Source organism: Ruegeria sp. CDSC085, assembly GCF_059610465.1.
On sequence record NZ_JBXWNR010000012.1, the window covers coordinates 58,693 to 78,049 of the forward strand.

Consider the following 19,357-nt stretch of genomic DNA (forward strand, 5'->3'; position numbering starts at 1 on the left):
CGCGCATTCTTGCGCATTTAGGCAAGATGTTGTGGATAACTCAAGTTGAAATCCCATATCCTGCGCAACTCCGTTGACTCAGACCCCATCCCTTGCGCAGACTTTCAATGCACAGGAATCATGGGACACGCAGCCATTGCGTTTCAGCAAGCTCAAACTGACCGGCTTCAAAAGCTTTGTTGATCCGACCGATCTGATCATCGCGGACGGGTTGACTGGTGTGGTGGGCCCGAACGGCTGCGGCAAGTCCAACCTTCTGGAAGCATTGCGCTGGGTGATGGGGGAAAACCGTCCCAAATCCATGCGCGGCGGCGCGATGGAAGACGTAATCTTTGCCGGTGCTGCCACACGTCCGGCGCGCAACTTTGCCGAAGTCGTTTTGACCTTGGACAACTCGGAGCGTCTGGCACCGTCGGGGTTCAACGACAGCGATCAACTGGAAATCGTACGCCGCATCACCCGCGATGTGGGCAGTGCCTACAAGACAAATGGCAAAGACATTCGTGCGCGCGATGTGCAGATGCTGTTTGCCGATGCTTCGACCGGTGCACATTCGCCCGCGTTGGTCGGACAGAACCGCATTGCCGAGTTGATCAACGCCAAGCCGCGCGCCCGTCGCCGCATTCTGGAAGAGGCCGCCGGGATCTCGGGCCTCTATCAGCGTCGCCATGAGGCCGAGCTGAAGCTGAAGGGCACCGAAGCCAACCTGACCCGCGTCGATGACGTGCTGGAGCAGTTGGGCGGACAACTGGCCCAGCTTGCGCGTCAGGCCCGTCAGGCGGCGCGCTATCGCGAAATTGGCGAACAGCTGCGTCAGGCCGAGGGAATGCTGCTTTATCGACGTTGGAAAGAGGCCGACATGGCCCGCCAGCAGGCCGAAGAAAAACTGCGTGAGCGGATCACCGAAGCCTCCCGTGCCGAGGCTGAAGCCCGCGCTGCTGCCGCAAAACGTGCCGAGATCGAGGAAACCCTGCCGCCGCTGCGCGAGGAAGAGGCCATTGCCGCCGCCGTGCTGCAACGCCAGCAGGTGCAGCGCGATCAATTGTCCGATCAGGAAACCCGCGCGCGTCAGACGATCGAAACACTGACCAACCGAATCCAGCAGCTTGGCAACGACATCGAACGCGAAGCCGGTCTGAACCGCGATGCGGGACAAATGATCGAACGGCTGGAATGGGAAGCGCGCGAGTTGGCCAAGGCAGCTGAAGGTCACGATGAGAAAGTGGCCGAGGCGGCGGAAATCGCCCGCGAGGCGGCCTCGATCCTACAGGAACGCGAAGACCACCTGTCGCAGCAAACCGAGGATATGGCCCGCCTAGTTGCCCGGCACCAGTCAGCCCAGCGTCTGGTCGAAGACAGTCGCAAGACGCTGGCCCGATCCGAGGGTGAAGAGGGAAAAGCCCGGCAGGCCGTGGACGAGGCGAAAACAGCCCTGATCCGCGCCAGCGAGGCGTTTGAAGAAGCCCAATTGGGCGAGGAAGAAGCCCGTGAAGCGGTCGAAGCCGCCGAAGAGGCTCTTGCCGCAGCGGATGAACTCCGCAACGAAACGCAAGGGCGCGAAGCCGAGGCCCGGGCGCGACGTTCCGAAGCGGAAGGCGAGCTTGGAGCGATCCGGGCCGAAACCACTGCGCTGGCCAAGCTGGTGGAACGCGACACAGCGGAAGGTGGTCAGGTGCTGGACCTGCTGCGCGTCGAACCCGGCTATGAAAAGGCTCTGGGTGCTGCTCTGGCTGACGATCTGCGCGCGCCGCTGGTTGAGGGCGACGGCCCGTCCGGCTGGGTGCAGGTGGCTGGATATGACAGCGACCAGCCATTGCCTGAAGGGGCTGAACCACTGGCGCTTCATGTCTCGGGGCCGGATCGTCTCAGCCGCCGAATTGCCCAGATCGGGTTGGTGGATACGGATCAGGGCGCGCGGTTGCAGGCGTCGTTGAAACCCGGCCAGCGTCTGGTGTCCCGCTCGGGCGACCTGTGGCGTTGGGATGGGTTCCGTGCCTGGGCCGAAGACGCGCCAAGTGCTGCTGCTCTGCGGTTGGAGCAACTCAACAGGCTGGAAGCGCTGAAACAGGACCTTGCCCGTGCCGAAGCACAGGCTGACGGTGCCCGTGCCGCACATGAAGCACTGTCTCAGCAATTGGCGGATGTGACTGAGGCAGACCGCCGTGCGCGTGAAGCCCGCCGTGCTGCTGATCAGCGCATGGCTGAAACCGCCCGTCTGCTCAGCCGGGCCGAAGCGGATCGCAATCTTGCACAAGGCAAGCTGGAAACCCTTGCTCTGGCCGTGGACCGTCACAAGGAAGATGCGATGTCGGCCCGTGCGCAACTGCGCGAGGCAGAAGCCTCTTTAAGCGGCCTGGGCGACCTCGACAGCGCCCGTGCAGAAGTGGAAGACATCAAGCAGACCGTCGAGGCGGCGCGGATCACCATGCTGACCCACCGCTCGACCCATGACGAACTGCGCCGCGAAGGGGACGCCCGCACACGTCGTACCCAAGAGGTCACAAAGGATCTCAGTGGATGGCGCCACCGTTTGGAAACGGCTGAAAAGCGGATCTCGGAACTTGCCGAGCGCAAGGAAAGCTCGGAAGAAGAGCTGACCGAGGCCATGGCCGCGCCCAGCGAAATCGCCGAGGCGCGTGAGGAACTGAACGAACTGATCGCTGCCGCCGAGGCTCGGCGGGCCGAAGCAGCCGACAAATTGGCTGAAGCCGAGGCTCAGCAGCGTGAAATCGTTTTGGCCGAACGGGAAGCCGAGCGTCTGGCATCTGAAGCGCGCGAAAGCCGTGCCGCGGCCGAGGCGCGCTGTGACGCGGCCAAGGAAAGTGTTGTCGCGGCGGCGGAACGGATTGCCGAAGATCAGCAACTGACCCCGAACCAATTGCTGAACCAGCTGGACGTGAACCCCGACCAGATGCCAGCTGCGGACGTTCTGGAATCCGAAGTGAACCGTCACAAACGCCAGCGCGATGCGATGGGTGCGGTGAACCTGAGGGCCGAAGAAGACAGCAAGGAAGTTCAGGAAGAATTCGATACGCTCAGCAGCGAAAAAGCCGATCTGGAAGAGGCGATCAAGGCCCTGCGCAGCGGTATCGCCAGCCTCAACCGCGAAGGGCGCGAGCGTTTGCTGACCGCGTTTGAACAGGTGAATTCAAACTTCGCCATGTTGTTCAAGCATCTCTTTGGTGGTGGCGAGGCCAATCTTGTGATGGTCGAAAGTGACGACCCTCTGGACGCGGGTCTAGAGATCATGTGCCAGCCGCCTGGCAAGAAGCTCTCGACTCTCAGCCTGTTGTCGGGCGGTGAGCAGACTCTGACGGCGACCGCGCTGATCTTCGGCGTCTTCCTCGCCAATCCAGCCCCGATCTGTGTGCTGGACGAGGTTGATGCACCACTGGACGATGCAAACGTGACGCGCTTCTGTGATCTGCTGGACGAGATGTGCCGCCAGACCGACACGCGCTTCCTGATCATCACCCACCATGCGGTGACTATGGCGCGCATGGATCGCCTGTTCGGTGTCACCATGCAGGAACAGGGTGTCAGTCAGCTGGTTTCGGTCGATCTGAAGAAGGCCGAACAGATGGTCGCGTGACCCCGTTCACTGCAAGTTTATGACGGGTGCGACTTTATCGCGCTAGTCTGGGCGCATGACGCGCTTTCTGATCTCTGCCCTCGTCGCCGCCAGCCCGGCCTTTGCCGCCGACTGGCCTGTCAAAACCGGGGACATTCCCCTGACAACCGCAGAGCTTGACGCTTTGGCAGGACAGACACTGACTTTCTACGACGACGGGCAAGCGAAATTCTCAGCGGGCGGGGCCTATTCCTACACATACGCGAGCGGAGATTCTGCTTTTGGTACCTATTCCATTGCTGAGGATGGCAGTGTCTGCATCGCCTACCGCACCGGGTTCAGCCGGTGCGATTTGTACGTGCGCAGCGGGGAAAGGTTGATCCTGATTGACGAAAAAGGCGACCGGTATCCGGTGCGTAGTGAATAAAATGATCTGAAATTTTTATATTTCCAGATCATTTGATAGACAAATACCGAGAATCCAGATGATGTAAGGGGGGAAACCTGACAACCAAGGCGGTATCGTCCCGGAGAATCTTCTTTGATGTACGGGAAAAAAAATGTGCCGTTTTTTGGCTTGGGTTGGGCAGCAGCGATATCTGGACGAACTGGTACTTGAGCAAGAACAATCGCTTGTTATTCAAAGCCGAAACGCATTGATTGGGAAAACACCGATAAACGCGGATGGGTTCGGTCTGGCATGGTATTCTGATCGTGAAACGCCGTGCTTTTACAAGGACACCCATCCAGCGTGGTCTGATGCCAATCTGAAGCAATTGGCGCATCACACGAAATCACGGCTGTTTCTGGCCCATGTACGGGCCTCGACGGGTACGGCGACCTCGCGCAACAACTGTCACCCCTTTGGCGTCGGCAGATGGAGCTTCATGCATAACGGTCAGGCCGGGGGTCATGAACGAATCCGGCAAGAGCTTGATACCATGATCCCGGCGCACCTGTACCAACATCGTATGGGCGCAACCGAGAGCGAGGCGATCTTTCTCATCGCCCATGGAGAGGGGCTGGACGCCGACCCTGTTGGTGCAATGGCCCGTGCGGTCGGTCGGGTCGAAGCCCTTTCAAGGCACCGAGGAGCATCACCCTATCTTCGGTTTGCCGCCTGCTGGTCGGACGGCAAACGGGTTTTTGCGGCCCGTTATGCCTCTGATCGGTTTGCGCCCAGCTTGCATTACAAGGCCTGCAAAGACGGTATCATCATTTCGTCCGAGCCACTGGATGCCAATAATGAAGGATGGCTCGAGATACAGCCCAACACTGCAATCGAAACCGAGGGTGCCGTGGTGACGACGCGCGCCTTTGCACCCCACGTTTCGCAGGAACGGGAATGGGTCGCGTGAGCGTGGTTGCTGCTTAAAGCCGGTTTAGCAGATCCACTGTCGGCCATGCGTCGGCCGGCAGGCCAAGCCGCTTCTGTTCCGCCTGCACGGCCGCTCTGGTGCCAGCCCCAAGGATCCCGTCGACCTTGCCAACGTCATACCCTTTGGTCTGAAGCTTGCTTTGCAGTTGCTTCATCTGCGCCCCGTTCAGGCCTTGTGCGGGATTGCCGGCATCGTAAATCTGCGCCCCTTCCAGACGTGTACCGAAATAGGCGGCGGTCATTACATAAACAAAGCTCTGGTTCCATTCGAAATAGACGTCGAAGTTCGGATAGGCCAGAAAGGCCGGGCCGTTGTGCCCCTGTGGCAGGATCAGCGAGGCGGGCAGATTCGCCAGCGACCCGCTGCGCGCCTGAACGCCCATGGCCTGCCAATCCGCCACCGAACGGGGCTTGCCGGGGCCGGATAGCGACCAATCCATCTGCGCGGGCACCGTGACCTCCTGTAGCCAGGGTTCGCCTGCTCGCCAGCCCAGATGCGACAGCATCTTGGCCCCGGACATCAGCGCATCGGGGGCCGAGGTTTTCAGACGGACATGCCCGTCGCCGTCACCATCGACACCGTTTTCCAGAATATCCCGCGGCAGCATCTGGACCATACCGATTTCACCCGCCCATGCGCCCGTTGTACGAGCCGGGTCGAAATCACCGTTCTGATATAGCTCGATAGCTGCAAAGATTTGGGGGCGGAACAGGTCGGGTCGACGGCAGTCATGGGCCAAAGTCACCAGTGCGTTTCGGGTGTTGAAGTCGCCCTGAAACGATCCGTAATCGGTCTCGAACGCCCAGAAAGCCAGCAACACCCCACGCGAGATGCCGTATTCCCTCTTGATCCGGTCAAATACCGCATCGTATTTGCGCGACATCGCTTGCCCGCGTTCGATACGGTTGGCCGAGATCAGACGACGGGAAAACTCGATGAAGGGCTTCTGAAACACTCCCTGCGCCCGGTCGGCCTTCAGCACGGCGCCATCCTGCTGCACGCCTTTGAAAAAAGCGTTCACGGTGGATTTTTCAAAGCCTTGTTGTTTGGCCTCGGCCTTTAGCCCTTTGACAAAAGAATTGAAGTCACCACCACATTGGGCCAGGGCAGGAGAGGCAAACAGGGCAGCGGCGATAAGGCCGGAAAGAAAACGCATGACAAGTGTCCGTCAGTAAATCAGGTCGATCCCAACCCACACCGACACGAGCCCGAGCGCAAGCCCCCAAACACTCCACAACATGTGACAAGCGCGGAAAATCTCTGACGCGCCTATCTCACGCGGGGCGTCGCCATTGACCCATGCCAGATCCCGTACCTTACCGTCATAGCTGCGCGGTCCGGCCAGGGCGACGTTCAAGGCGCGGGCCATGGCGGCCTCGGGCCAGCCTGCATTGGGTGAAATGTGACGGTGCGCATCTGCCACGATTTCGCGCCAGCGCGACCACTGGCCCGACAGCGCCACGATCATCACGCAGGTCAGGCGGGCCGGGATCAAGTTCAGCAGGTCATCGAACCGGGCCGAGGCCCAGCCAAACGCGCGGTATTTTTCATTGCGATACCCGATCATGCTGTCGGCGGTATTTACCGCCTTATAGGCCAGCAGCCCCGGCAACCCCGCGACCAGAAACCAGAAAGCAGGCGCGATGACACCGTCGCTAAGGTTTTCTGCGGCGCTTTCGATGGCTGAGCGTGCCACCTGCGCCTCGGTCATGTCCCGTGTATCGCGCGAGACGATCCTGGACACCTGTGTCCGTCCCTCTGCCAGCGAGGCCATCAGCCCTTTGCCCACGGCGCGAACATGCGCGACCAACGATTTTTGCGCCAGCAGGATAGCGCAGACCAGGATTTCGACAACTGGCCCCAGCAGGGACAAAGCCCATCCAAGCCCCCATGCGCCGCAAACCAGCAGGACAAGCACTCCCACCCCTTTTGCCCGACGTGCGGCCCCGTGATTCAGACGTTTATCCAGCCAGCCAATCAGGTTTCCGATCACTACCGCCGGATGCTTGATACGCGACCAGAGCCAGTCGGGTTCTCCCAGCGCTGCGTCCAGACACATGGCACAGACCAGCATCAGGCCAAGGCTCACAGCGCGGCCTCCAGCCGGTCCCACCCGTTCGCAGGAGGCAAACCGAGGCGCAGATAGGTTTCGGAGTAGGGGAAGATGCGGCTCCAGATATGGTTCTGTGCCAGCTGTTCCTGCCAGCGGGAGGCATCATCGACCTTGTACAATCGGAACAGGCTTGTGCCGCCAGCGACCTTGGCTCCTCTGGCCGTCAACAGCAAATCCAGCCGAGCGGCCTCGTCTGCCAGTCGCTTACGCGTGGCGTTCGCCCAATCCGTATCTGCAAGGGCCTGTGTGCCAACCCGCAAGGCGGGGCCTGAGACCGACCATGGCCCAGTCAGATCGTTCAGCCGGTTGATCAAGTCCGGTCGTCCGATGGCGAATCCCAGTCTCATCCCGGCCAGCCCCCAGAACTTGCCAAAACTCTTCAGCAAGATCACGCCGGGGCGGTCTGCCAGATGGATCAAGGACTTGTCCGGCATGACGTCGCCAAAGCTTTCATCAATAACGGTAAGTGGCGCTGAGACGTCGCTTTCCTGCCAGATATACCCGTCGGGATTGTTCGGATGGACGATCACGCGGGCGTCACCCGGCCCTTTTGTTTGAACATTCCACCCCTGTGCCGAAAAGGCGGCGGCGTGTTCGTTGTAGGTGGGCGGCGTGATCTGTACCGTACCCGCCGCAGTTAGCGCGGGAAGACGCGCGATGACCGCCGATGCTCCCGGTGCGGGCAGGATCGATGCTCGGTGCGGCACGTCCCAGAACCGGCGTGCGGCACCGCTCAGCCGTTCAAAAGCCCCGTGATCCGGTAACTCAGCCCAGTCAGCGGCAGTCAGGCCCGAAATAGGATAGGTATGCGGATTGATGCCGGTAGACAGATCGATCCAGTCGGTGCGTTGTCCGCCGTATTGTGCAATCGCCCTGTCCAGCCCGCCGCCGTGGTCGCGAACCGTGCGTGGATCCAGGTCTTGATCCGATGTGCTCATCTGCTCTCTCTGCGAGAAAAAAACCGCTTTTGGCGTGCTTCAAGCGGATTCTTGCCTCTAATACAAGCAAATCCGCCCGATCACGGGGCTGTGGGGCCGCCGTTAACACTTTGTTAAGGAAATAACGAGATCACGGACCACGGGGGTCGGCACCACTCACCATATCAAGTGCCGAGGTTGTTGCAAATGAAAGTTCTGATTGTTGAGAGTAATCCCGACCTAGGTCGGGTCTGGAAAAGGCATCTGGAACGGCAAGGCGCCGAGGTCACGCTGGTCGAGACGCAGGAGGCCGCCATTCTGGCGCTATACGGCACGGATTTCGAAATCATCGTGCTGGATCTGGTTCTGGAAACCGGAAGTGCTCTGGCTGTGGCCGACTTTGCCAGCTATCGCCGCCCCCAGGCGCGGGTGATCTTTGTCACCAACACCACCTTCTTCTCGGATGGATCAATCTTTGCCCACAGTCCGAATGCCTGTGCTTATGTGCAAAGCGAAACACCGCCAGAGGATCTGGCGGCGATGGTTGAACACTACGCAGCTGGGCGCTGATCGCGGCGGTGCGGTTCTGCGTAATCCAGCACCGGGTTCACCGGAATGATCCGAAATGGATTGATGCTGTCATGGCTGTAGTGATAGTGGCGCACGATATGGGTCATGTTCACGGTGGGGGCCACGCCGGGCCATTGGTACAGTTCACGCGTATAGGCCCATAGATTCGTGTAATCGATCAGACGCCGTTTGTTGCATTTGAAGTGCAGGTGATAGACCGGGTCAAAGCGGATCAGCGTCGTAAACAGCCGCCAGTCAGCCTCGGTGATCCGATCCCCCATCAGGTAACGGTTCCGGGCCAGACGGTCTTCCAGCCAGTCCAGCGTGTCGAACAAAGGACCCACTGCGGCGTCGTAGGCCGCTTGCGAGGTGGCAAAGCCGGACTTGTACACGCCGTTGTTGACGTCTGAGTAGATGCGCCCGTTGACCTCTTCGATTTCATCGCGCATCGCTTCGGGCCAGTAATCATCGGTATTGCCGGTGATCCCGTTGAAGGCCGAATTGAACATGCGGATGATTTCCGAGCTTTCGTTCGAGACAATGGTTTCCTGCTGCTTGTCCCAAAGGATCGGCACGGTCACGCGGCCCGAATAGGCTGGATCGGCTTTGGTATAGATCTGGTGAGCATAGTTCAGCCCATAGAGATCGTCGCCCGTCGCGCCATGGCCGTCTGTTTCAAAGGTCCAGCCTTTGTCCAGCATGTCCGGATGTACGACCGAGACTGAAATCAGATCGTTCAGCCCTTTCAACTCGCGAAAAATCAGGGTGCGATGCGCCCAGGGGCAAGCGTAGCTGACATAAAGGTGATAGCGCCCGGGTTCCGCCTTGAACTCGCCTTTGCCTGATGGCCCCGCCTCGCCGTCAGCTGTCAACCAATTGCGAAACTGCGCGGCGCTGCGCTTGAATGCACCGCCCGTGGATTTGGTATCATACCAGGTGTCGTGCCATTTTCCTTCGACCAACAGGCCCATATCTTTTCCTCCGCATGCGCGTTTCGCCAAAGATAGGGCCGGACCCGGCGTCTTCCTATGCGAGTGCCCGCGCAAATGCCCTGCATTCGCGCACAGTCGAGGCCGGGGTTTCTGTGCAGGAAACCTCCGCCAGATCGGATGTCTGTGACGTGGTTCACTGGATTTTTACAACTTTTCCCGCACAATGGTAGTCAGTCACGGGGGGAACGGATTAATGAGTACCTATGTTTCAAAGGAAATACGCGCCGAGTTGGACGCGGCACGAATCGCCACATTGAAAAAAGCCAGTCGTTTACGGGTGGAAATGGGCGACAATACTTACAAAATACTCAAATTGTGGAAAGACGGTTTTACGGTTGAGGCGGAAACCACGCCGCGCCTGCGCGGACTTGTCGATATCTATGACGGGGCCAACCACCTCTATCAATGCCTCATCGTCGCGGATGAGGATGAGGGCGGTGAGATGCGGTATGAATTCAAACGCAACACGGCGGCCCATGACAGCGCGCCGCTTGACTTTTATCGCGCGCCCGACGCGCCGATCGCCCTGCTTGGGCTTGACGACTAAGGGCGAATTTCAACGGGCGTTCCAGTTGCGTCCAGGATTTGGTCGATACCAGAGGCCAGCGGTGCCAGCATAAGGGCAGGCACGCGCGGGCCAAAGCAGCGTCAGCCAAATCAACCGGCACCTGTGAACAACAGGGCAGAGCTTGAAATTCCCGGCCGACGCATACTTATTGCAGATCCCCGAAGGCCTGTTTCAGCCGCACGCAAGCTTCCTCAACCCGCGCTCTTTGTGTGGCGAGGTTGAACCGTTCGAACGTCTCGCCTCCAGTGCCGAAACCCGGACCTGACGATGTCGCGATCCGCGCGTCCTCGCGCAGACGACGGACAAATTCGGCGTGATCCATGCCGGTGCCCGAGAAATCGACCCAGGCCAGATAGGTCGCCTGCAAGGGCATCGACCAAAGCCCCGGAATTTCGGCGATGGTCTGATCGAACAGGCGCCGGTTTTCCTCCAGATGCGCGATCTGGGCATCCACCCATTCGGCCCCTTCGGGGCTGTAGGCGGCGGTGATCATCGCCACACCCAGCGCGCTGGGATCGTAATCCAATGTCTGCAGCCGTTGCTTCATGGCCGCGCGCAGTTTGGGATCGGGAATGATCATATTGCCGGTCCGCTGCCCGGCGATGTTGAAGGTCTTCGACGCTGCCGTCAGCGTCACTGTCCAAGGCCGCGCATCTGGAGCGGCCACATCCATCGGCACAAATTTGGCGTCGGGATAGACCAAATCGTGGTGAATCTCGTCCGATACCAGGATCAAACCGTTCCGTTCGGCAAACGCGGCTACGGCTTGCAATTCCTCGGGTGTCCAGACGCGACCTGACGGGTTTTGCGGCGAACACCACAGCAGCATCTTCTCGGACCCGTCCAGCCGGGACTGGGCGTCCTCCAGATCAAGGCCATAGCTATCCCTGTCCCGCACCAATGGGCATTCTACGACACGGCGGCCCGATTTGTTCACCTTGTGCGCGAACTCATGGTAGACGGGGGTGAAGATCACGATGCCATCACCGGGATCGGTCCATACATCCAGCGACAGGGCGATTGCATTGCCCAGACCCTGGGTTGTCAGAATCCAATCTGAGTCGATTTCCCAATCATGCCGGGTTTTCATCCACCACTGAACCGACGCCAGGTAATCCGGGTGCATCCATGAATAGCCAAACACGCCGTGATCTGCGGCTTTGCGCACCGCGTCGATCACGCAGGGTGCTGTTTGGTAATCGGAATCGGCCGTCCACATGGCCAGACCGTCCTCGGGCGAGATGCCATACAACATCTCCATCTTGTCCCATTTTGAACTGTTGGTGCCCCGGCGGTCGATCAGGTCGTTGAAAGTCATGTCTGCTCCATTTTGTCGATCGAAAGCTAACCGCAAATCGGGCAGGTGCAAGGGGGGCGTTGCGGCGCGGGGCGGGATGGCCTAAATCAGCCACATGAGACGCAATATCCTGATCCATCCCGACCCCCGCCTGAAAAAGGTCTGTGCGCCTGTGTCCGACCTGACGGATGAGCTGCGCACGCTGGCTGACGACATGCTGGAAACCATGTATGACGCGCCCGGGATTGGCCTCGCCGCACCTCAGATCGGTGTTCTGGAGCGGTTGATCGTGCTGGACTGCGTCAAGGAAGAAGGCGAAACACCGCGCCCGCTGATCATGTTCAACCCCGAGGTCATCGCGTCTTCCGAGGAAACCAATGTGTACGAGGAAGGATGCCTGTCGATCCCGGATCAATATGCCGAAGTGACCCGCCCCAAGGTGGTCGATGTCACCTGGATGGACGAGAAGGGAAACCTGCAACAGGAGACTTTCGACGGGCTTTGGGCCACTTGCGTGCAGCATGAAATCGACCATTTGAACGGCAAGCTGTTCATCGACTATCTCAAACCTTTGAAACGGCAAATGATTACCCGCAAGATGCAAAAGCTCAAACGTGAACGGACGCGCGTATGACCGTTCGTACCTGTCTGCCCTGGCCCGACAAACGCTTGCGCACCAAGGCGGATCAGGTGATTGAAATCACCGATGAAATTCGCCGGATTTGGCAGGACATGATCGACACGATGGAGGCCATGCCCGGTGTCGGTCTGGCCGCGCCGCAGATCGGAGTGATGTTGCGTCTGGCCGTGGTCGATGGGTCGGCCGAGCGGGGCAAGGCCGTGCGTCTGGCGAACCCGGAAATCCTGCACAGCTCGATCGAACTGCGTGAACATGAAGAGGCCAGTCCGAACCTGCCGGGCGTGTCGGCCACGGTAAAACGTCCGCGTGCAGTGACTGTCAAATTCCTGAACGAGCAGGGCATGGTGGACCGTCGCGATTTTGTCGGCATCGAGGCCACCAGTGTCCAGCACCAGATCGACCATCTGAATGGCCGGATGTATTTTGACCGGCTCAGCAAGGTCAAACGCGACATGCTGCTGCGAAAAGCCAAAAAACAGGTATAAAGATGCGCGTTGTTTTCATGGGAACCCCGGATTTCTCGGTGCCGGTTCTGGATGCGCTGGTCGAGGCCGGGCATGAGATCGCCGCCGTCTATTGCCAGCCCCCGCGCCCAGCGGGGCGGGGCAAGAAGGATCGCCCAACGCCGGTTCACGCACGTGCTCAGGCGCTGGGTCTGGACGTGCGTCACCCAACCTCGCTGAAACCGGCTGAGGAACAGGACAGTTTTGCCGCACTGAATGCGGATGTGGCGGTCGCTGTGGCTTATGGGCTGATCCTGCCCCAGCCCGTCCTCGATGCGCCGACTCATGGCTGCCTGAACATTCATGCCAGCCTGTTGCCGCGCTGGCGCGGGGCGGCCCCGATCCATCGGGCGATCATGGCAGGCGATGCGCAAACCGGCATCTGTATCATGCAAATGGAGGCGGGCCTTGATACCGGCCCCGTTCTGCTGCGGCAGGCCACCGATATCGGGCCCGAGGAAACCACCGCGGAACTGCATGACCGGCTCTCGGCGATGGGCGCGGCTCTGATCGTTGAGGCGTTGGCAAAGCTGCCCGGCCTGACTCCTGATCCGCAGCCCGAGATTGGTGTCACCTATGCCGCCAAGATCGACAAGTCCGAGGCTCGCGTGGACTGGTCGCGCCCCGCCGTTGAGGTCGATCGGCAGATCCGCGGCCTGTCGCCCTTTCCCGGGGCCTGGACCGAGGTCGAAGGCAATCGGGTAAAGCTCCTCGCCTCGCGTCTGGCCGAAGGACAGGGCGCACCGGGGGAGGTTCTGAATGACAATCTGTATGTGGCCTGCGGGCAGGGTGCCGTAGAGCTGCTGCGCTTGCAAAGGGCAGGCAAAGGCGCGCAGGATAGGGAAACCTTCCTGCGGGGCTGGCCAATCCCGATTGGCACCCGGATGTCTTCGGAGTAAAGCCATATGTTCATGGTGATGATGGGCACTGTCGTGATTGCCGGGATCGTCGGGTATCTGTCCGAACAGACCGGTTTCACCCATAACGGATATTTACAATCCATCATCATCTGCGTGGGCGGGGCGTTCCTGTTCTATTTCGTCCGCATCATGTTTGGCATCAGCTTTGGCCTTCCGGGGCTTAACGCGGTGATTTCGTCCATTGGGGCCCTGATCATCGTGCCGACCCATTGGAGGAAGTGACATGCCAATCGTCGCCCTGATCATCATCGGCGCAGCGGCAGGGTTCCTCGCTACCCGCTTGATGCGGATCGAGGCCGACATCCCGACGACCATGCTGATCGGTATTGTCGGGGCCTTGATCGGAGGGTTCGTTCTGCGGTTTCTTGTAACCGTTATGGGGTGGCTGTCTGGTTTTGTCGGGGCGGTTCTGGGTGCATTGCTGGTGATCTGGATCTGGCAGACCTACCTGCGCCGTTAACCCCTTGACCCGGCGCCATTCCTCCATCCAGATCACATTCAAGTAAAAAGGGGAGTGATGATGCCGTACGAACTGAAGCCGGGAGATGTCGCTTTGATGGGCATTCCTCTGGATCTGCATTCCTCGTTCCTGCAAGGGCCGGCATTCGCCCCCGGACGCATCCGCGAGGCGCTGCATTCCGGCGCGGCCAACCTGACGGCCGAGGATGGCACTGATCTGGGTGCAAGCGCCCAATTCCGGGATACCGGCGATCTGGGTGTTTTTGAGATGCGCGGGCAGGAACCGATTGACCGGATCGAGGCCGAAGCGGCGAAGCGGATCGCAACCGGCGCACGCCTGTTGTCACTGGGCGGTGACCATTCCGTGGCCTATCCGCTGATCAAGGCCCATGCAGACCGGTACGAAGGGCTGAATATCCTGCATATCGACAGCCACCCTGATCTGTACGAAACGCAGGATATCGGACCGCTCGGCCATGGCTGCCCCTTTGCCCGCGTGATGGAGAACTGCCCGGTCAAGCGTCTGGTGCAGGTCGGCATCCGCACCATGAACGCGCATCAGCGTGAACAGGCCGACAGGTTCGGCGTCGAGGTGATCGACATGCGCAGCTGGAGCCCCGATTTGCAGATTGCCTTCGATGGCCCCGTCTACCTGTCACTGGATCTGGATGCGCTGGACCCGGCCTTTGCCCCCGGCGTCTCGCACCATGAGCCCGGCGGGCTGAGCACGCGCGAGGTTATCGACCTGATCCACTGGTTCAAAGGTCAGCTGGTCGGTGCAGATATTGTCGAGCTTAACCCGCATCGCGACCCCTATGGCATGACGGCGATGGTGGCCGCGAAGTTCGTCAAGGAAATCGGCGCGCGCTTGTTGAACGGCTAACTTACCTTTCGTCGCACTCCGTCGCAGACCCAAGTGCCGGAGCACCTCTGGTGGTCAAACCGAACCGGTTCGCTTCGGTGGTGTTCATCCAGTGCATACTGTCGGCCGGGGCGGCATAGAGGGTGTACCAGTAGAATGCCTCATCCACGCCGATGTCTGTGAAATAGTCCAGGTATCGGTCATGTTCGGGGTCGTCCTCGGGCAAGTCGGTCGCCACCAGACCTGACCCGGCCCAGCTGTGGACACCGACACAGGCCCCCGGTTGCAGGACGCGGCGGTTTCCGGCCAGAAACAGATCGGTGCCCCCGCTGGCAACCAGACCGTTCGAGGGCACGACGGTATCGAACCCGGCCCTGTGCACTTCGCGGCTGAAAATAACGTTGGCGTCATCATCCAACGATCCTTCAATGTATTGCAGCACCAGCGTTCGGGCTTTGGGGTTTTGGGCGATCACTTCCTCAAAGGCAGACAGGGTTGTCTCGTCAATCGTGCCCGAGGCGATGATCTGGTCGCCCTGAGCAACAAAACTGACAGGAGTGTAATACGCGCCACATGAGGCGAGCAGGGCCAGGCAAGATGTGATGGATGTAAGTCTAAAGGACACATTGGCCTCCGGGCTGCGCTTTCAGCAGGGGTATCAGCATGCCGCTTTGGCGTCCACAGATAGGCTCAGTTGCGCGGCGGGCGGCTTTTGTAGACCGGCATCTGCCAGCCAAACATCAAAGATCCGGCTCGCAACGCCCAGCACACCAGCGCGCAGAGAGCCAGAGAAAATGCAGGCTCTGTCCCCAATCTGGCAGCCAGCACTGCCGTCAGGGCACCTGTAAAGGCGCAGGACACATAAAGTTCGCCCTGTTTCAGCACCAGCGGCACTTCGTTGCAGACCACGTCGCGCATCAGCCCGCCCAGGCATCCGGTGGTCACACCCATCAAAACGACAATGACCCCGGACTGATCCAGCGACAGCGCCGCGCCGGTTCCGGCCGCAACGGCAACCGACAGCGCAAAACTGTCCAGCCAGACCAGCCAGTTATAACGGCTTTCAACCAGATGTGCCGTAAAGAACACCAAGACCGACGCCGCGACTGCGATCAGGATGTAATTCGGCTGCCCGACCCAAAAGATCGGGTGACGATCCAGCAAAAGGTCTCGTACAGTGCCGCCACCGACGGCGGTCAGGCAGGCCATGAAAGCAAAGCCCACCAGATCCAGCTGGGCACGGCTGGCCACAAGTGCCCCTGTCAACGCGAAGACCAGAACTGAGGCATAGTCCAGCAGCGTCAGTGCGGTCACGCCTGTGCCTTTTTCGGTTTGAACGGCGCCATGCCGGCACGAGCCAGTTCATCGGCTTTTTCATTCTCGGGGTGGCCCGCGTGGCCCTTGACCCATTCCCAGGTCACATCATGCCGTTCCTGCGCCTCATCCAGACGCTGCCACAGATCGACATTCTTAACCGGCTTCTTGTTCGAGGTTTTCCAACCGTTGCGCTTCCAGCCGAAAATCCAGCCGGTGACACCGTTTTTCACATAGGCGCTGTCGGTGACGATGGTGATCTTCGACGGCCGCTCCAGCGTTTCCAGCGCGCTGATGGCGGCCAGCAACTCCATCCGGTTGTTGGTGGTCTCGGCCTCGCCTCCGTTGAGCTCACGTTCTTTCAGAACCCTGTCCCCGTCCATCGCGCGCAGCAGCACGCCCCAGCCGCCGGGGCCAGGATTGCCCGAACAGGCGCCGTCTGTATATGCAAACAATTCAGGCATGGGCAAACACCAGAACATATCCATCATACGATCCGGCCAGACCCTTTCCGATGCCGTGGACTGCGCGATCAATCGTAAACCCGGCCTCTTTCAATGCGTCTTCGATTTCAGACTCTGTGTAATAGGTGTAATAGCGATCCAGATCATCGCGGTGCTCACCGGTGCCCAGTTTCATCCCCAGAAACAACTGGCCGCCCGGTTTCAGAGCCCTGTGGATCGATTGCAGATGGCGCGGGAAATCTGCGCGGGGTGCGTGCAGCAGGGAAAAGCTGGCGTAAATCCCGTCATATTCGGCTGTCTCGGTGACGTCATCGAACGTACCCAGATGTGCATCCACACCGTTTACGCGTGCATGTTCGACAAAGGCTGGCGTGGCATCCAGTGCCCGAACTTTCAGCCCCTTACGCATAAGGAAACTGCTGTCCGACCCCGGCCCGGACCCCAGATCCAGTACATAGCCTCCTGCACCGACCGCATCGGCGAAAGCCTGACGAGCCTCAAGCTGCTCGGGCGGCAGGGGGATCTTCAGATATTCGGCCACCTTGTTTGTATAGGCTTTGATCGTACGTTCATCGGTCACAGGTACACTCCGACTGCAAGGCTGGCCAATACGACTGCGGTCAGCAGGATGCGCAACTGCATCCACCAGATCGGTGTAAGGCGCCAGTAGGAAAACAGGGCATCCAGCAACAACAAGCCAACGAACCCATATATCAGATTGGTGCCCGCATTGACCGGCCCGCCCCCTGTCATAGCAAATGCCCAAAGCGCGGGCAGAACCGACAACAGATAACACAGTGCCGCCTTGCTGCCTGACGTCTTGGTGGCAAAGCCCCAGAGAACACCGGACATGAAGCTCAGGATGACCGATCCATAGAACAGTTGCACATAGGGCCCTACGAAACGTGGGCCAAAGGTTTGCGCGCCCCAGGCATTCAGGTCGCCGTTCAGATAGGTCAGCGTGCCCCAGACAAACGGGACAAGTCCCGCCAGTCCCAGATAGAGCGGTGCTTTCGGCACTACTTTCACGCCGGTTGCCTTAACACGCGGGGGACTTTGAACTCGACGTTTTCAATGGCGGTCTCGACCGGCTCGACGGTGACATCATAATGCACGCTGAACGCTTCTATCACCTCGTTCACCAGAACCTCCGGGGCCGACGCGCCTGCAGTGACAGCCACGGTCGAGATACCCTCAAGCGCGCGCCAGTCAATCTCGGTGGCGCGCTGGACCAGCTGCGCGTACTGACACCCCTCCCGCGAGGCGACCTCGACCAGGCGGCGCGAATTCGATGAATTCGGCGCCCCCACAACCAGCAAGGCATCCGCCTTGGGGGCTACGGACTTCACCGCTTCCTGCCGGTTCGTGGTGGCATAGCAGATGTCTTCTTTGTGCGGTCCGACAATGGCCGGGAACCGGGCCTGAAGGGCCGCGATGATGTCCTTGGTGTCATCGACCGACAGGGTGGTTTGGGTGACAAAGGCCAGCTTCTGCGGGTCGCGCACCGGCACCGTGGCAACGTCGTCCACGGTCTCGACCAGCAGCACATCGCCCTCGGGCAACTGCCCCATGGTGCCCACGGTTTCCGGATGGCCCTTGTGGCCGATCATAATCATCTGCAACCCCGCATCCGCGTGGCGCTGCGCCTCGACATGCACCTTGGAAACCAGAGGACAGGTGGCGTCCACATAAATCATCTCGCGCTGGGCAGCCTCGGCGGGAACGGATTTCGGCACTCCGTGGGCGGAAAAGATCACGGGGCGGTCATCGGGGCATTCCTGCAACTCTTCGACGAAAACGGCCCCTTTGGCGCGAAGGCCATCGACCACGAATTTGTTGTGCACGATCTCGTGGCGCACATAGACCGGTGGGCCCCATTTCTGCAAAGCCATCTCAACGATCTTGATGGCGCGGTCCACACCGGCGCAGAACCCGCGTGGGGCGGCAAGGTAAAGTGTCAGTGGCGGCTTTTTCATCAGGCTGTCTCCTTATGGCACAGGTAAGTCTTTTCCCGGCCTTGGTCCAGACAGGACATCGTCATTCCTCTGACACGAATCGTTGCTAATCAGGTGATGTTTAAGCACCTGTACCTTGTTAAAGAAGCGCGGCCAGGACCGACGTCCTGACCGCGCGATTTTTCCCCATCATGACAGGCCAGTCGCCTTGTCAGCTGTTGCTGGCAACAGCGACGCTGCGATGCTCCGTTGGCATTTCACGCGGCGGGCGACCGATGACATCGCGCAGGTCTTCCAGCTCGATGAAATTGTCTGCCTGGCGGCGCAGTTCGTCCGAGATCATCGGTGGCTGGCTGCGGATGGTCGAAACCACCGATACGCGCACACCCTGCCGTTGCAGGCTGGCGATCAACGGGCGGAAATCCCCATCACCCGAGAACAGCACGATATGATCGACGCGCGGCGCCAGTTCCATGGCATCGACGGTAAGCTCGATATCCATGTTTCCTTTGACTTTCCGACGCCCCATGCTGTCGGTGTATTCCTTGGCCGGTTTCGTGACCATGGTGAAGCCATTGTAATGCAGCCAGTCAACCAATGGACGGATCGGCGAATACTCGTCGTTTTCCAGCAGCGCTGTGTAGTAGAAGGCCCGAAGAAGCTTGCCGCGGCGCATGAATTCCTGCCGCAGAAGTTTGTAGTCAATGTCGAAACCGAGTGCTTTTGCCGCGGCATAAAGATTCGAGCCGTCGATGAACAGCGCTAGCCGTTCGTCTTTATAAAACATAAATGGTCCCTTCCGGTATAATCCAGTGCGTGCCGCGTTACGTGAG

Annotated in this window: 23 protein-coding genes; 11 read left to right on the top strand and 12 right to left on the bottom strand. The window is 59.7% G+C overall.

Annotation, left to right across the window (positions count from 1 at the left end; translation table 11 throughout):
- Positions 1-136 precede the first annotated feature (136 nt).
- The 3 genes from AC2FJB_RS16355 to AC2FJB_RS16365 all read left to right on the top strand — a co-directional run bounded on the left by AC2FJB_RS16355 (position 137) and on the right by AC2FJB_RS16365 (position 4,929).
- Positions 137-3,592 (top strand): chromosome segregation SMC family protein, encoded by a 3,456-nt coding sequence (locus tag AC2FJB_RS16355; RefSeq protein ID WP_496719529.1) that lies wholly within the window; start codon positions 137-139, stop codon positions 3,590-3,592.
- 55 nt (positions 3,593-3,647) lie between these two features.
- Positions 3,648-3,998 carry a hypothetical protein gene (locus AC2FJB_RS16360; RefSeq protein ID WP_117869893.1) on the top strand — a complete coding sequence of 117 codons (351 nt, stop codon included), beginning with the start codon at positions 3,648-3,650 and terminating at the stop codon, positions 3,996-3,998.
- Between the two features lie 133 nt (positions 3,999-4,131).
- The gene (locus AC2FJB_RS16365; RefSeq protein ID WP_299900458.1) at positions 4,132-4,929 is read left to right on the top strand and encodes a class II glutamine amidotransferase; all 798 of its coding nucleotides are present in this window, start codon (positions 4,132-4,134) and stop codon (positions 4,927-4,929) included.
- Between the two features lie 13 nt (positions 4,930-4,942).
- Here the strand turns inward: AC2FJB_RS16365 and AC2FJB_RS16370 are convergent, their stop codons facing one another.
- The 3 genes from AC2FJB_RS16370 to cobD are packed head-to-tail and all read right to left on the bottom strand — an operon-like array spanning position 4,943 to position 8,001.
- Complete coding sequence (locus AC2FJB_RS16370; RefSeq protein ID WP_496719528.1) at positions 4,943-6,106, bottom strand: lytic murein transglycosylase; 1,164 nt, start codon at positions 6,104-6,106, stop codon at positions 4,943-4,945.
- A 12-nt stretch (positions 6,107-6,118) separates the two neighbouring features.
- Positions 6,119-7,039, bottom strand: coding sequence for an adenosylcobinamide-phosphate synthase CbiB (cbiB, locus tag AC2FJB_RS16375; protein ID WP_496719527.1), 921 nt, complete (start codon positions 7,037-7,039; stop codon positions 6,119-6,121).
- A complete protein-coding gene (gene cobD, locus AC2FJB_RS16380) occupies positions 7,036-8,001 on the bottom strand; it encodes a threonine-phosphate decarboxylase CobD (protein WP_496719526.1) in 966 nt (321 codons plus the stop codon). The genes cbiB and cobD overlap by 4 nt, the downstream gene beginning before the upstream one ends.
- 186 nt (positions 8,002-8,187) lie before the next feature.
- On the opposite strand from cobD, the gene AC2FJB_RS16385 reads away from it, so the two are divergent.
- The gene (locus AC2FJB_RS16385; protein ID WP_117869888.1) at positions 8,188-8,550 is read left to right on the top strand and encodes a response regulator transcription factor; all 363 of its coding nucleotides are present in this window, start codon (positions 8,188-8,190) and stop codon (positions 8,548-8,550) included.
- Here the strand turns inward: AC2FJB_RS16385 and AC2FJB_RS16390 are convergent.
- On the bottom strand, positions 8,532-9,521 hold the full coding sequence (locus AC2FJB_RS16390) for a glutathione S-transferase family protein (protein ID WP_496719525.1): 990 nt from the start codon (positions 9,519-9,521) through the stop codon (positions 8,532-8,534). The two genes, AC2FJB_RS16385 and AC2FJB_RS16390, sit on opposite strands and share 19 nt — an antisense overlap.
- Before the next feature lie 214 nt (positions 9,522-9,735).
- Between AC2FJB_RS16390 and AC2FJB_RS16395 the strand changes: the two genes are divergently transcribed.
- Positions 9,736-10,089, top strand: coding sequence for a hypothetical protein (locus AC2FJB_RS16395; protein ID WP_496684974.1), 354 nt, complete (start codon positions 9,736-9,738; stop codon positions 10,087-10,089).
- A gap of 166 nt (positions 10,090-10,255) precedes the next feature.
- Here AC2FJB_RS16395 and AC2FJB_RS16400 read toward each other — a convergent pair whose 3' ends face one another.
- Complete coding sequence (locus AC2FJB_RS16400) at positions 10,256-11,428, bottom strand: MalY/PatB family protein (protein WP_117869885.1); 1,173 nt, start codon at positions 11,426-11,428, stop codon at positions 10,256-10,258.
- Between the two features lie 94 nt (positions 11,429-11,522).
- Between AC2FJB_RS16400 and def (AC2FJB_RS16405) the strand changes: the two genes are divergently transcribed.
- The 6 genes from def (AC2FJB_RS16405) to speB are packed head-to-tail and all read left to right on the top strand — an operon-like array spanning position 11,523 to position 14,812.
- Entirely contained in the window at positions 11,523-12,041 is a 519-nt protein-coding gene (gene def / locus AC2FJB_RS16405; protein ID WP_117869884.1) for a peptide deformylase, read from the top strand.
- Positions 12,038-12,532, top strand: a complete 495-nt coding sequence (def, locus tag AC2FJB_RS16410) for a peptide deformylase (protein ID WP_496719524.1) — start codon at positions 12,038-12,040, stop codon at positions 12,530-12,532. Before def (AC2FJB_RS16405) ends, def (AC2FJB_RS16410) begins: the two co-directional genes overlap by 4 nt.
- A gap of 2 nt (positions 12,533-12,534) precedes the next feature.
- A complete protein-coding gene (fmt, locus tag AC2FJB_RS16415) occupies positions 12,535-13,449 on the top strand; it encodes a methionyl-tRNA formyltransferase (RefSeq protein WP_496719523.1) in 915 nt (304 codons plus the stop codon).
- Positions 13,450-13,455: 6 nt separating this feature from the next.
- The gene (locus tag AC2FJB_RS16420) at positions 13,456-13,692 is read left to right on the top strand and encodes a hypothetical protein (protein ID WP_299900489.1); all 237 of its coding nucleotides are present in this window, start codon (positions 13,456-13,458) and stop codon (positions 13,690-13,692) included.
- Position 13,693: 1 nt separating this feature from the next.
- Positions 13,694-13,930 carry a GlsB/YeaQ/YmgE family stress response membrane protein gene (locus AC2FJB_RS16425; protein ID WP_117869880.1) on the top strand — a complete coding sequence of 79 codons (237 nt, stop codon included), beginning with the start codon at positions 13,694-13,696 and terminating at the stop codon, positions 13,928-13,930.
- A 60-nt stretch (positions 13,931-13,990) separates the two neighbouring features.
- A complete protein-coding gene (gene speB, locus AC2FJB_RS16430) occupies positions 13,991-14,812 on the top strand; it encodes an agmatinase (protein WP_496719522.1) in 822 nt (273 codons plus the stop codon).
- A gap of 1 nt (position 14,813) precedes the next feature.
- On the opposite strand, the gene AC2FJB_RS16435 is transcribed toward speB, so the two are convergent.
- The 7 genes from AC2FJB_RS16435 to AC2FJB_RS16465 all read right to left on the bottom strand — a co-directional run bounded on the left by AC2FJB_RS16435 (position 14,814) and on the right by AC2FJB_RS16465 (position 19,311).
- On the bottom strand, positions 14,814-15,416 hold the full coding sequence (locus AC2FJB_RS16435; RefSeq protein WP_496719521.1) for a COG3904 family protein: 603 nt from the start codon (positions 15,414-15,416) through the stop codon (positions 14,814-14,816).
- A 65-nt stretch (positions 15,417-15,481) separates the two neighbouring features.
- On the bottom strand, positions 15,482-16,105 hold the full coding sequence (locus tag AC2FJB_RS16440) for a trimeric intracellular cation channel family protein (RefSeq protein ID WP_496719520.1): 624 nt from the start codon (positions 16,103-16,105) through the stop codon (positions 15,482-15,484).
- Positions 16,102-16,569, bottom strand: a complete 468-nt coding sequence (rnhA, locus tag AC2FJB_RS16445; protein ID WP_117872847.1) for a ribonuclease HI — start codon at positions 16,567-16,569, stop codon at positions 16,102-16,104. The genes AC2FJB_RS16440 and rnhA overlap by 4 nt, the downstream gene beginning before the upstream one ends.
- Complete coding sequence (locus AC2FJB_RS16450; RefSeq protein WP_496719519.1) at positions 16,562-17,149, bottom strand: class I SAM-dependent methyltransferase; 588 nt, start codon at positions 17,147-17,149, stop codon at positions 16,562-16,564. The genes rnhA and AC2FJB_RS16450 overlap by 8 nt, the downstream gene beginning before the upstream one ends.
- Positions 17,146-17,598, bottom strand: a complete 453-nt coding sequence (locus AC2FJB_RS16455) for a DUF3429 domain-containing protein (RefSeq protein ID WP_496719518.1) — start codon at positions 17,596-17,598, stop codon at positions 17,146-17,148. Before AC2FJB_RS16455 ends, AC2FJB_RS16450 begins: the two co-directional genes overlap by 4 nt.
- Positions 17,595-18,545: a 4-hydroxy-3-methylbut-2-enyl diphosphate reductase gene (ispH, locus tag AC2FJB_RS16460; RefSeq protein ID WP_299900503.1), complete on the bottom strand. Its 951-nt coding sequence runs from the start codon at positions 18,543-18,545 to the stop codon at positions 17,595-17,597. Before ispH ends, AC2FJB_RS16455 begins: the two co-directional genes overlap by 4 nt.
- Positions 18,546-18,735: 190 nt before the next feature.
- A complete protein-coding gene (locus tag AC2FJB_RS16465) occupies positions 18,736-19,311 on the bottom strand; it encodes a LabA-like NYN domain-containing protein (protein ID WP_117869875.1) in 576 nt (191 codons plus the stop codon).
- Positions 19,312-19,357 lie beyond the last annotated feature (46 nt).